Here is a 12,513-nt window from a genome sequence, read left to right on the forward strand (position 1 = left end):
GGCGATCCTGTAAACGCACCAGAGCGCACTCCCGATCAAACCGCCGACGCGACGAGCCCGGCGGTTTTTTTGTGCCCCATCCACTTCTCCAGCCATCCCGCTAAAAGGACAGCTTCCCATGAACGCCAAAGCCTTGCACCAGCCCACCGATGCGTGGCATCCGTCGCAGGAACGCACCAGCCAGACCGACGACGAACGCATCAAGGACATCACCGTGCTGCCGCCTCCCGAACACCTGATCCGCTTCTTTCCCATTCGCGGCACGCCCGTGGAAACGCTGATTTCCGGCGCCCGCAAGTCGATCCGCCGCATCATCGCCGGCAAGGACGACCGCCTGCTGGCCATCGTCGGGCCGTGCTCCATCCACGACCCGGCGGCGGCGCTGGACTACGCCCGGCGCCTGAAGCCGCTGCGCGACCAGTACGCCGACACGCTGGAAGTCGTCATGCGCGTGTACTTCGAGAAGCCCCGCACCACCGTGGGCTGGAAGGGGCTGATCAACGACCCCTACCTGGACGAAAGCTACCGCATCGACGAGGGCCTGCGCATCGCGCGCCAGCTGCTGATCGACATCAACCGCGTCGGCCTGCCGGCGGGCAGCGAGTTCCTGGACGTGATCAGCCCGCAGTACATCGGCGACCTGATCAGCTGGGGTGCCATCGGCGCGCGCACCACCGAGAGCCAGGTGCACCGCGAACTGGCCAGCGGCCTGTCGGCGCCGATCGGCTTCAAGAACGGCACCGACGGCAACATCCGCATCGCCACCGACGCCATCCAGGCGGCGGCGCGCGGGCACCACTTTTTGTCGGTGCACAAGAACGGCCAGGTCGCCATCGTCCACACCGACGGCAACAAGGACTGCCACGTCATTCTGCGTGGCGGCAAGGCGCCCAACTACGACGCCGCCAGCGTCGAGGCGGCCTGTCAGGAGCTGGCGGCGTCGAAGCTGCCCGCCTCGCTGATGGTCGATTGCAGCCACGCCAACAGCAGCAAGCAGCACGAGCGGCAACTGGACGTCGCGCGCGACGTGGCCGCGCAGATCCGCGCCGGCTCGCGGCGCGTGTTCGGCGTGATGGTGGAGAGCCACATCCATGGCGGCGCGCAGAAGTTCAGCCCCGGCAAGGACGACGTGAACGCGCTGGAGTACGGCAAGAGCATCACCGACGCCTGCATCGGCTGGGACGGCACGCAGACCATCCTGCAAGTGCTGGCCGACGCGGTGCGCGCGCGCCGCGCGGGCTGAGGGGCGGTGCCGGCGCTGGTGTTCTTAAATGAAAATGGCCTCCAGCGCTTATCTGGTAAGCGCTGTCAGCTATTGATTATGTAGCGAATCCAGCAGCCGCTGGTGCACGCCACCAAAGCCCCCGTTGCTCATGCACAGCACGTGGTCACCGGCGCGGGCGGCGGCGCCGACCTGCCGCACGATCTCGTCGATGTTGCCGGCCACCCGCGCGCGCGCGCCCAGCGGGGCCAGCGCGGCGGCGGCGTCCCAGTCCAGCCCGCCGGTGTGGCAGAAGGCCAGGTCGGCGTGCTCCAGCGCCCAGGGCAGCTGCGACTTCATGGCGCCCAGCTTCATGGTGTTGCTGCGCGGCTCGAACACGGCCAGGATGCGCTCGCCCTGCCGGCCGGCGGCGTCGAGCTGGCGGCGCAGGCCGTCCACGGTGGTGCGGATGGCGGTGGGGTGGTGGGCGAAGTCGTCATAGACGGCCACGCCGCCCGCGGTGCCGCGCAGCTCCATGCGGCGGCGCACGTTCTCAAAGCGCGCCAGCGCCGCGCAGGCGTCGGCCGGCGCCACGCCCACGTGCTCGGCGGCGGCGATGGCGGCCAGGGCGTTGAGCTGGTTGTGCGTGCCTGACAGCGGCCAGGTGACACGGCCGACGGGCACGCCGCGCTGCCGCACCTCGAAGTCCGACGCCTCGCCGTGCGCCGTGAAGTCGCTCACCGCGCTGCCGAAGCCGCAGCGGCCGCTCCAGCAGCCCTGGGCCAGCACGCGCGTGAGGCTTTCCTCCAGGTCGTTGACGACGATGCGGCCCGCCGCGGGCACGGTGCGCACCAGGTGGTGGAACTGGCGCTCGATGGCGTCGAGGTCGTCGAAGATGTCGGCGTGGTCGAACTCCAGGTTGTTCAGCACCGCCGTGCGCGGACGGTAGTGGACGAACTTGCTGCGCTTGTCGAAGAAGGCGGTGTCGTACTCGTCGGCTTCGATGACGAACAGGGGGGGCGGCGCGCCTGGGCGGGCCCCCTGCCCCGTGTCTCCCGCCCGCTGCGCGGGCTCCTCCTTGACCTGCGCAGGGGGCTCGGCCCCCCCGCCGCCCAGGCGCGCGGAGACGCCGAAGTTCAGCGGCACACCGCCGACCAGAAAGCCGGGCGCGAGGCCGGCCGCCTCCAGCACCCACGCCAGCATCGAGGTGGTGGTGGTCTTGCCGTGCGTGCCGGCCACGGCCAGCACGTGGCGGCCTTGCAGCACGTGCTCGGCCAGCCACTGCGGGCCGCTGGTGTAGGGGGCGCCGGCGTCGAGGATCGCTTCCATCAGTGGGAATTTGGGTGATCCATCCGGCAGGCGCGCGCGGCTGACGACGTTGCCGACGACGAATACGTCGGGCTTCAGCGCCATCTGGTCGGCGCCATAGCCCTCGATCAGCTCGATGCCCAGCGCGCGCAACTGGTCGCTCATGGGCGGATAGACGCCGGCGTCGCAACCGGTGACGCGGTGGCCCGCCTCGCGCGCCAGCGCGGCCACGCCGCCCATGAAGGTGCCGCAGATGCCCAGGATGTGAATATGCATCGGGCGATTCTAGGCGGCGCCGGGTTTTGAGCGTTTTTGGCCTCCAGCGCCCGTCCAGCAAGCGCTGGCAGCTATGAATACGGTAGCTTTCGTTATCTCGGAAACTGCTCGCGCAGCTTCAGCTTCCAGAACTTGCCGGTGGAGGTGCGCGGCACGGCGTCGATGAACTCGTAGCGCTCGGGCAGTTGCCATTTGGCGAAGCTGTGGGTCAGCAGCAGCTCGTTCAGCGCCTCGGGCGTGGCGTGCTGGCCGGGCTTGAGCACCACGCAGGCCAGGGGGCGCTCGGTCCACTTCTCGTCGGGGATGGCGATGACGGCGGCCTCGGCCACGGCGGGGTGGGCCATGAGGGCGTTTTCCAGATCGACCGAGCTGATCCACTCGCCGCCGGACTTGATGAGGTCCTTGGTGCGGTCGGTGATCTTCACGAAACCCAGTGCATCCACCGAGGCCACGTCGCCCGTGCGCAGCCAGCCGTCGGGGGTGAACTTGTCGGGCGGCGAGCCGGCCTGGTGGTGCCCGGCGCTGGGCCGCCCCGAGCCGGGCGGCGCCCCCTCTGGGGGCAGCGGCGGAGCCGCGTGGGGGAAATATGCCCCGGTGATGAAGGGGCCGCGCACCTGGATCTCGCCCACGCTTTTGCCGTCCCACGGCTGGTCGTGGCCGTCGTCGCCGCGGACGCGCAGCTCGACCAGCGGCACCGGCACACCGGCCATGGCGGCGCGGCGGTACTTCTCGTCGGCCGTGGCATCCCGCAATTCCGCGCGCGGGTAGCTGACGGTGGCCAGGGGGCTGGTCTCGGTCATGCCCCAGCCCTGCTCGATCCAGATGCCGTGGGCGTCGAAGGCGCGGATCAGGCTCTCGGGCACCGCCGCGCCGCCGACCAGCGAGCGCATGCCGCGCGGCAGCGTCCAGCGTCCGTGGTTCGGCGCGCCGGGCTTCTGCGCCGCGTCGCAGGCCTGGATCAGGCCGAGCCAGATGGTGGGCACGCCCAGCGACAGCGTGGGCGGCTCCTGCGCCATCAGGTCCAGCAGGTCTTCCGGGTGCAGGTGCGGGCCGGGGAAGACCAGCTTCACGCCCATCATCACCGCGCCATAGGGGATGCCCCAGCAGTTGGCGTGGAACATGGGGGTGACGGGCAGCACCACGTCGGTGCCGCGCAGGCCCCAGTAGTCGCCCAGGCAGCCGACCAGGGTGTGCAGCACGGTGGATCGGTGCGAATACGCCACGCCCTTGGGCCGGCCGGTGGTGCCGCTGGTGTAGCACATGGCGACCGGGTCGTTCTCGTCGTGCGGGGCGTAGGTGAAGCCGTCGGCGTCGGCGCCGGCCAGCAGCGCCTCGTAGTCGTCGAAGCCCGCCGGCACGGGCTGGCCGGAGAAAGGGAACACGATCACCCGCTCGAAGCCGTGCAGGTGCCTGAACTGCTCGTACAGCGGCAGCAGCACGTCATCCACGATGAGGAAGCGGTCCTGCGCGTCGCCGGCGATCCAGCCGATTTCGCCCGGCGACAGGCGCAGGTTCAGCGTGTGCATCACGCCGCCGGCGGCGGGAATGCCGAAGTAGCACTCCAGGTGCGCGTGGTGGTTCCAGCACAGCGTGGCCACGCGCTCGCCCTTGCGCAGGCCCAGCGCTTGCAGTGCCGCGCCGAGGGCGCGCGTGCGGCGGTGGAACTCGCCGTAGCTGTGGCGCTTGAGGCTTTTGTCGGGCAGGCGCGAGACGATCTCGTTGCCGTGGAAGAGCCGGCCGGCGCGCTCCAGCAGGTGGTTGAGCGACAGCGGCACCTGCATCATGGTGGTCTGCATAGGGTGAATTTCCTTCAGGTTCTGGCCGCACTGTAGGCCCGGGCGCAAGGCAGAATGCATGCATGGAAACCCTCACGCACGAGATCGCCGCCGCCGCCGCGCGGATGGTGGTCGAGGACGGGCTGGACTACGGCGCCGCCAAGCGCCGCGCCGGCCAGCAGCTGGGCGCGCCGCCGCGCACCGCGCTGCCGGACAACGAGCTGGTCGAGGCGGCGGTGCGCGAGCACATCGCCCTCTTTCATGCCGATACGCAGCCGCGCGAACTGGCGGCGCTGCGACGGCTGGCGCTGGTGTGGATGGAGCGGCTGGCCGAGTTCCGTCCCCACCTGGCCGGCGCGGTGTGGAACGGCACCGCCACCCGTTTGTCGGATATCACCCTGCAACTGTTCTGCGACGACCCGAAGTCGGCCGAGATCGCCCTCATCGACCACCGGGTGGACTACGCCGCGCAGACGGCGGTCGGCTTCAACGGCGCGCCGGTGGAGGCGCTGAGTCTGTCCAGCCCCTGCCCGGAGTTGGGCGAGGCGGTGGGCGTGCACCTGATGATCCACGACTGGGACGACCTGCGCGGCGCGCTCAAGCCCCGCGCCGACGGCCGCGCGCCGCGCGGCGACCGCGAGGCGCTGCGCAAGCGCATGGCGCAGGAGGCCGGCGCATGAACCGCCGCACGCTGCTGACCGTGGGCGCGCTGGCCGGGCTGGCCGGCGCGGGCCTGGCGTGGTGGCGCCTTCGGCCCGGCGAGGCCGACCTGGCGGGCTTCTGGGACCAGCACTTCCCCACGCCCGAGGGGGGCCATCTGGCGCTGGCCAGCCTGCGCGGCCGGCCGCTGCTGGTCAACTTCTGGGCCACCTGGTGCCCGCCTTGCGTGGAGGAGCTGCCGCTTCTGGACCGCTTCTACACCGAAAACAAGGTCAACGGCTGGCAACTGCTGGGATTGGCGGTGGACCAGCCCGACCCGGTCAATCGCTTCCTGGCCCGCGCGCCGGTGAGCTTCCCGGTCGGCATGGCGGGGCTGGCGGGGGTCGATCTGACGCGCCAGCTCGGCAATGCGGCGGGCGGCTTGCCTTTTAGCGTCGTTTTCGGCGCCGATGGGCGGCTGCTGCACCGCAAGATCGGCCAGGTGCAGGCCGGTGATCTGGCGGCCTGGCGCACCACTTGAGTGCCGATTCCGCGAAATTAAAATCAGATCGGCAAAATTGATGTCGATTTGAGTTAAATTCGCCGGGTTTCATTGGCAAAGCTACTCGCATGGACCTGCGCAAACTCAAGACCCTGATCGACCTCGTGTCGGAGTCCAACGTCTCGGAACTCGAGATCACCGAAGCCGAAGGCAAGGTGCGCATCGTCAAGGGCGGGCCGCCCGCGCCGGTGCAGGTGGTCCATGCGCCGGCCGCGGTGCCGGTGGCCACGCCGGCTGCGGCGGCCGTGCAACCCGCGCCGGCCGCTGCGCCCGAGGCGGCGCCGGCCGGCTTCGTCGTCAAGTCGCCCATGGTGGGCACTTTCTACCGCTCGGCCAGCCCGGGCGCCAGCCCGTTCGTCGAGGTCGGCCAGAAGGTCAACGAGGGCGACACGCTGTGCATCATCGAGGCGATGAAGATCCTCAACGAGATCGAGGCCGAGAAGAGCGGCACCGTCACCCAGATCCTGGGCGACAACGGGCAGGCGGTGGAATACGGCCAGCCGCTCTTCGTCATCGAATAAGCCACCGCGGAGCAGCGGATGTTCAAGAAGATACTGGTCGCCAACCGGGGTGAGATCGCGTTGCGCGTGCAGCGCGCGTGCAAGGAGCTCGGCATCAAGGCCGTGATGGTCTATTCCGAGGCCGACAAGGACGCCAAGTACGTCAAGCTGGCCGACGAGGCCGTGTGCATCGGCCCGGCGCCCTCGGGGCAGAGCTACCTCAACATGCCGGCGATCATCTCGGCGGCCGAGGTGACGGACGCGGAGGCCATCCACCCCGGCTACGGCTTTCTGAGCGAGAACGCGGGCTTCGCCGAGCGGGTGGAGAAGAGCGGCTTCCAGTTCATCGGCCCCACGCCGGAGTCGATCCGCATCATGGGCGACAAGGTGTCGGCCAAGCAGGCCATGATCAAGGCCGGCGTGCCCTGCGTGCCCGGCTCGGAGGGCGAGCTGCCGGACGACCCGGCCGCCATCAAGCGCATCGCCAAGGCCATCGGCTACCCGGTGATCATCAAGGCCGCCGGCGGCGGCGGCGGGCGCGGCATGCGCGTGGTGCACACCGAGGCGGCGCTGGTCGGCGCCGTGCAGATGACCAAGGGCGAGGCGGCGGCCGCCTTCAACAACCCGGCGGTCTACATGGAGAAGTTCCTCCAGAACCCGCGCCACATCGAGATCCAGGTGCTGGCCGACAAGCACCGCAACGCCGTCTACCTGGGCGAGCGCGACTGCTCCATGCAGCGGCGCCATCAGAAGGTGATCGAGGAGGCGCCGGCGCCGGGCATCCCGCGCCGGCTGATCGAGCGCATCGGCGAGCGCTGCGTGGCCGCCTGCAAGAAGATCGGCTACCGCGGCGCCGGCACCTTCGAGTTCCTGTATGAGAACGGCGAGTTCTACTTCATCGAGATGAACACCCGCGTGCAGGTGGAGCACCCGGTGACCGAGTGGATCACCGGCATCGACATCGTGCGCACGCAGATCATGGTGGCGGCGGGCGAGAAGCTGCCCTTCACCCAGCGGCAGATCCAGATCAAGGGCCACGCCATCGAGTGCCGCGTGAACGCCGAGGACGCGTTCAAGTTCACGCCCTCGCCGGGCCGCATCACCACCTGGCACGTGCCCGGCGGGCCGGGCGTGCGGGTGGACTCGCACGTCTACAACAACTACTTCGTGCCGCCCAACTACGACTCGATGATCGGCAAGATCATCGTCTACGGCGACACGCGCGAGCAGGCCATCGCCCGCATGCGCACCGCGCTGGACGAGACGGTGGTGGAGGGCATCAGCAGCAACGTGCCGCTGCACCGCGAGCTGATGGTGGACGCCAAGTTCGTCGAGGGTGGCACCAACATCCACTACCTGGAGAAGTGGCTGAGCGAGCATCGCCGCTGATGCGTCTTGTAAGCCAAATTGGCCTCCAGCGCCCGCCGGATAAGCGCGAGCAGCTATAAAAACAGTAGTATCATTGATCCATGTTCGAGCTGCGCCTGCTTTGCCCCGAGGACCGCGTAGAGCCGGTGAGCGACGCGCTGGAGGCGCTGGAGGCGCTCAGCGTCTCGGTCGAGGACGCCGATGAGGGCACCGGCGCCGAGCGCGCGCTGTTCGGCGAGCCCGGCCTGCCGCCGCCGGCGCAGAGTTGGTCGCGTTCGCGCGTGGTGGCGCTGTTCGCCCACGAGGCTGGCGCGCGCGAGGCCGCCGCGCTGCTGGCGCCGCAGGACTTCTTCGCCGGCTGCGAGGTGCGGGCCATCGCGCCCGTGGCCGAGCAGGACTGGGTGCGCCTGACGCAGTCGCAGTTCGAGCCCGTGCCCATCACCTCCGCGTTCTGGATCGTGCCCACCTGGCACGACGTGCCGGCCGAAGCCACGCACGTGATCCGGCTCGACCCGGGTCTGGCCTTCGGCACCGGCACGCACCCCACCACCCGCATGTGCCTGCGCTGGATCGCCGCCCACCCGCCCGCCGGCCAGCGCGTGCTGGACTACGGCTGCGGCTCGGGCATCCTCGCCATCGGCGCGGCGCTGCACGGCGCGGCCGCCGTCGATGCGGTGGACATCGACGAAGCCGCCGTGCAGTCCACCCGCGACAACGCCGCCGCCAACGGCGTGCAACTGATGGTCGGCCTGCCCGACCGTGCCCAGGGCCTTTACGGCACCGTGCTGGCCAACATCCTCGCCACGCCGCTGAAGGTGCTGGCGCCGCTGCTGTGCGGCCACGTCGCGCCCGGCGGCGCGCTGGTGCTGGCCGGCGTGCTGGAGCGCCAGACCGGCGAGCTGCAAGCGGCCTACGCGCCCTGGCTGGCGCTGGAAGTGGCCGACGCCGAGGACGGCTGGGTGCTGCTGGTGGCGCGCCGCGACTGAGCCATGAGCCTCGTCACCCGCTGCCCGGCCTGCTCGACCATGTTCAAGGTCGTGCCGGACCAGATCCGCATCGCCGCGGGCTGGGTGCGCTGCGGCCATTGTGGCGAGGTGTTCGACGCCTCCGCGCACATGCTGCCCTACGAGCGCACGGCGCGGCCCGCCAAGGCGCCGACGGCGGACGCACCGGCCGACGTCGTCTCGACGGCGCACCTGCTCGTCCATCGCAGCGCGTCGCCCCCGGAACCCGAGACGGACGACACGGTATGGGAGCCGCCCGCGGATTTCGCGCCGACCGAGGTGGACGCCACCATCGGCCCGGACGGCTGGCCCCAGCTGGAGCCGCCGCCTGCGGTGAAGCCGCCCACTATCGAGGTGCCCCCGGAGCTGCCCGATGCCGACGCCGGCGCGCCGCCGGTTCATGAGGCTTTGCCCGAGCCCGCCGACGCGGCAGCCGGGCCCGAGGTGCCCGCCGAGCCGACGCCCGCCACCGAAGCCGAGTCCGCGCCTGCCATCCCAGCCGAGCCGGCAGGCCCGCACGCCGCGCCCTCGTTCGTTACCGAAGCCCGTCGCCGCGCGGCCTGGTCGTCCCGCCCCGTGCGGGCGATGCTGGGTTTGGCCCTGGCGCTGCTGGCGCTGGGTCTGGCCTTGCAAGTGGTGCTGAGCCAGCGCGACTGGCTGGCGGCGCGCCAGCCGCAACTGGCGCCCGTGCTGCAAGCCCTGTGCGCGCCGCTGGGCTGCCGCGTGTCGCCGTACCGGCGGCTGGAGGCCATTGTCATCGACAGCTCGGCCTTCAACCGCGTCGGCCCGGGCAGCTTCCGCTTCAGCGTTACTCTGCGCAACGCGTCCGACCTGCCCGTGGCCAGCCCAGCGCTGGAGCTGACCCTGACCGACACGCAGGACCAGCCCCTGGTGCGCCGCGTCGTCAGCGCCGCCGAGCTGGGCGCGCCGCCGGCGCTGGCCGCGCGCGGCGAGTTCAGCGGCACCAGCGTGCTGGCCGTGGACGATGCCGCCAACCCCAGCACCGTCGTTGGCTACGGGCTGACGGCGTTCTATCCCTGACCTCTACTTTCCCATGGCCACCCTGATCTGCGGCTCGCTCGCCTTCGACACCATCATGCGCTTCGAGGGCCGCTTCGCGCAGCAGATCCTGCCCGAGCAACTGCACATCCTGAACGTCTCGTTCCTGGTGCCCAGCCTGCGGCGCGACTTCGGCGGCTGCGCCGGCAACATCGCCTACGCCATGCGCCAGCTCGGCGGCACGCCGCTGCCGATGGCGGCCGTGGGCGACGACGGCGCCGGCTATCTGGAGCGCCTGCGCGCCCTGGGCATCGGCACCGACTACGTGCTGCAACTGTCCGACACCTACACCGCGCAGGCCATGATCATGACCGACCGCGACAACAATCAGATCACGGCTTTTCACCCCGGCGCCATGATGCAGGCGCATCGCATCCAGGTGCCGGCGCGCGCCGACATCCGGCTGGGCATCATCTCGCCCGACGGGCGCGAGGCCATGCTCCAGCACGCCGAGCAGTTCCACGCGGCCGGCATTCCGTTCGTGTTCGATCCCGGCCAGGGCCTGCCGATGTTCGACGGCGCCGAGCTGAGCCACTTCGTCGAGCTGGCCGCCTGGGTCACCGTCAACGACTACGAAGGCCGCATGCTGTGCGACCGCATGGGCGTGGAACTGGAGGAATTGTCGCGGCGTGTGCGCGGCCTGGTCGTCACCCTGGGCGGCGACGGCTGCGACATCTGGGAGAACGGCGTCCGGCAGCACGTGCCGGCGGTGCAGGCAGCGCAAGTGGTGGATCCCACCGGCTGCGGCGACGCCTGGCGCGGGGCGCTGCTGTACGGGCTGGAGCAGGGCTGGGACCTGGCGCGCTGCGCGGCGCTGGGCAACCGCCTGGGCGCGCTCAAGGTCGCGGCGCGCGGGCCGCAGAACTACGCGGTCGACGAGGCCATCGAAAAAGAAGCCCGGACACGCTGAAGGCGTGCCGGGCCGTCTCTGAAGCCGGCCGTCGAAACAGGCCGGCAGGGGCTTCTCAATCGATCAGGGCTTGTCGCCGCTGGGGAACGGCCATGCGGCCTTGGGGGCCAGCGCCGTCTGGGCTGCCGGCTTCTTGGCGGGGGCGGCCTTTTTCGGCGCGGCCTTCTTGGCGGCAGGTTTCTTGGCCGGCGCGGCTTTTTTCGCTGCGGCTTTCTTGGCCGGGGCCTTCTTCGCGACGGCTTTCTTGGCCGGCGCCTTCTTGGCGGCGACCTTCTTGACCGCTACCTTCTTGGCGGCGGGGGCTTTCTTGGCCGCTACCTTTTTAGCCGGGGCTTTCTTGGCGGCGACCTTCTTGACCGCTACCTTCTTGACCGCTACTTTCTTGGCGGCGACCTTTTTGGCCGGGGCTTTCTTGGCGGCAGCCTTCTTCGCCGGCGCGGCTTTCTTGGCCGGGGCTTTCTTCGCAACGGCCTTCTTCGCGGCCGGTTTCTTCGCAGTTGCCATGTTTTTCTCCTTGATCAGGTTGAACGTTCAACAGCAGAAAACGCTCCACGCCGGTTCGGCGCGCGCGAAGCGGCTCATGGCACTGGAGGAAAGTCCATCGCCATGAACGGGGGCGCAGCCACCCACGCACGCCAAGGCGCCGGAAGGAGGCTGCTGATTCGGTGACTGCACGGCAGGTGTCGCAAGCAAGATCAATCCCAGGACAGGGCACCACCGGACTGGTACTCGATGACGCGGGTCTCGAAGAAATTGCGTTCCTTCTTCAGGTCGATCATCTCGCTCATCCAGGGGAAAGGGTTTTCCTCGTTGGGGAAGAGCGGGTCCAGGCCGATCTGCGTGGCGCGCCGGTTGGCGATGTAGCGCAGGTAGCCCTTGAACATGGAGGCGTTCAGGCCCAGCACGCCGCGCGGCATGGTGTCCTCGGCGTAGCGGTATTCCAGCTCGACCGCCTGTTCGAACAGGGCCTTGATCTCGGCCTTGAAGGCGGGCGTCCAGAGGTGGGGGTTTTCGAGCTTGATCTGGTTGATCAGGTCGATGCCGAAGTTGCAGTGCATCGACTCGTCGCGCAGGATGTACTGGTACTGCTCGGCGGCGCCGGTCATCTTGTTCTGGCGGCCCAGCGACAGGATCTGGGTGAAGCCGACGTAGAAGAACAAGCCTTCCATCAGGCAGGCGAAGACGATCAGGCTCTTGAGCAGGGTCTGGTCGGCCTCGGGCGTGCCGGTCTGGAAGCCGGGGTCCATGATCGCGTCGATGAACGGGATCAGGAACTCGTCCTTGGCGCGGATGGAGCCCACCTCGTGGTAGGCGTTGAAGATCTCCGACTCGTCCAGGCCCAGCGACTCCACGATGTACTGGTAGGCGTGGGTGTGGATCGCCTCCTCGAAGGCCTGGCGCAGCAGGAACTGGCGGCATTCGGGCGCCGTGATATGGCGGTAGGTGCCCAGCACGATGTTGTTGGCTGCCAGCGAGTCGGCGGTGACGAAGAAGCCGAGGTTGCGCTTGACGATGCGGCGCTCGTCCTCGGTCAGGCCGTTCGGGTCCTTCCAGAGCGCGATGTCGCGGTTCATGTTCACTTCCTGCGGCATCCAGTGGTTGGCGCAGGTGGCCAGGTACTTTTCCCAGGCCCACTTGTACTTGAACGGCACCAGCTGGTTGACGTCGGTCTGGCCATTGATGATGCGCTTGTCGGCGGCGTTGACGCGCCGCTGGCTGGGGCTGACGGGCTCTGCCGCAACGGGGGTCTTTGCGGGGGCTTGACCTTTCGCCGCGACGGGCGGCATATCGGCCACCGGCTGCAGGCGCGGCTGCGGCACGATCGGCGTGAAGTCTTCTTCCCAGGTCAACATGCTGTGTCCAATGCTCCGATTATGGGAGCAACGCTATGAAATGCAAAGTGTTGCATCG

General features: G+C 69.3%; 12 protein-coding genes. 8 read left to right on the forward strand and 4 right to left on the reverse strand.

Annotated elements, in window-relative coordinates; translation table 11 throughout:
• Positions 1–118: 118 nt before the first annotated feature.
• Entirely contained in the window at positions 119–1,243 is a 1,125-nt protein-coding gene (locus QM772_RS14730; RefSeq protein ID WP_415137732.1) for a 3-deoxy-7-phosphoheptulonate synthase, read from the forward strand.
• A gap of 69 nt (positions 1,244–1,312) precedes the next feature.
• Here QM772_RS14730 and mpl read toward each other — a convergent pair whose 3' ends face one another.
• Both mpl and QM772_RS14740 read right to left on the reverse strand, forming a co-directional pair.
• A complete protein-coding gene (gene mpl / locus QM772_RS14735; protein WP_415137734.1) occupies positions 1,313–2,785 on the reverse strand; it encodes a UDP-N-acetylmuramate:L-alanyl-gamma-D-glutamyl-meso-diaminopimelate ligase in 1,473 nt (490 codons plus the stop codon).
• Positions 2,786–2,877: 92 nt separating this feature from the next.
• Positions 2,878–4,581 carry a long-chain fatty acid--CoA ligase gene (locus tag QM772_RS14740; protein ID WP_415137736.1) on the reverse strand — a complete coding sequence of 568 codons (1,704 nt, stop codon included), beginning with the start codon at positions 4,579–4,581 and terminating at the stop codon, positions 2,878–2,880.
• Positions 4,582–4,643: 62 nt separating this feature from the next.
• On the opposite strand from QM772_RS14740, the gene QM772_RS14745 reads away from it, so the two are divergent.
• The 7 genes from QM772_RS14745 to QM772_RS14775 all read left to right on the forward strand — a co-directional run bounded on the left by QM772_RS14745 (position 4,644) and on the right by QM772_RS14775 (position 10,602).
• Complete coding sequence (locus QM772_RS14745) at positions 4,644–5,240, forward strand: hypothetical protein (RefSeq protein WP_415137738.1); 597 nt, start codon at positions 4,644–4,646, stop codon at positions 5,238–5,240.
• On the forward strand, positions 5,237–5,740 hold the full coding sequence (locus tag QM772_RS14750; RefSeq protein WP_415137740.1) for a TlpA family protein disulfide reductase: 504 nt from the start codon (positions 5,237–5,239) through the stop codon (positions 5,738–5,740). Before QM772_RS14745 ends, QM772_RS14750 begins: the two co-directional genes overlap by 4 nt.
• An 89-nt stretch (positions 5,741–5,829) precedes the next feature.
• Positions 5,830–6,282 carry an acetyl-CoA carboxylase biotin carboxyl carrier protein gene (accB, locus tag QM772_RS14755; protein ID WP_415137742.1) on the forward strand — a complete coding sequence of 151 codons (453 nt, stop codon included), beginning with the start codon at positions 5,830–5,832 and terminating at the stop codon, positions 6,280–6,282.
• 18 nt (positions 6,283–6,300) lie between these two features.
• Positions 6,301–7,650 carry an acetyl-CoA carboxylase biotin carboxylase subunit gene (gene accC, locus QM772_RS14760; protein WP_415137744.1) on the forward strand — a complete coding sequence of 450 codons (1,350 nt, stop codon included), beginning with the start codon at positions 6,301–6,303 and terminating at the stop codon, positions 7,648–7,650.
• A gap of 80 nt (positions 7,651–7,730) precedes the next feature.
• Positions 7,731–8,615, forward strand: coding sequence for a 50S ribosomal protein L11 methyltransferase (gene prmA, locus QM772_RS14765; protein WP_415137746.1), 885 nt, complete (start codon positions 7,731–7,733; stop codon positions 8,613–8,615).
• A gap of 3 nt (positions 8,616–8,618) precedes the next feature.
• Positions 8,619–9,674 (forward strand): DUF3426 domain-containing protein, encoded by a 1,056-nt coding sequence (locus QM772_RS14770; RefSeq protein ID WP_415137748.1) that lies wholly within the window; start codon positions 8,619–8,621, stop codon positions 9,672–9,674.
• A 13-nt stretch (positions 9,675–9,687) separates the two neighbouring features.
• Entirely contained in the window at positions 9,688–10,602 is a 915-nt protein-coding gene (locus QM772_RS14775) for a carbohydrate kinase family protein (protein ID WP_415137750.1), read from the forward strand.
• A 63-nt stretch (positions 10,603–10,665) separates the two neighbouring features.
• Here QM772_RS14775 and QM772_RS14780 read toward each other — a convergent pair whose 3' ends face one another.
• Entirely contained in the window at positions 10,666–11,106 is a 441-nt protein-coding gene (locus tag QM772_RS14780; protein WP_415137752.1) for a histone H1-like repetitive region-containing protein, read from the reverse strand.
• A 191-nt stretch (positions 11,107–11,297) separates the two neighbouring features.
• Complete coding sequence (locus QM772_RS14785; protein WP_415137754.1) at positions 11,298–12,455, reverse strand: ribonucleotide-diphosphate reductase subunit beta; 1,158 nt, start codon at positions 12,453–12,455, stop codon at positions 11,298–11,300.
• Positions 12,456–12,513 lie beyond the last annotated feature (58 nt).

It is taken from the genome of Ottowia sp., assembly GCF_047601385.1.
In the GTDB taxonomy this organism is placed as follows: Bacteria; Pseudomonadota; Gammaproteobacteria; order Burkholderiales; family Burkholderiaceae_C; genus Ottowia.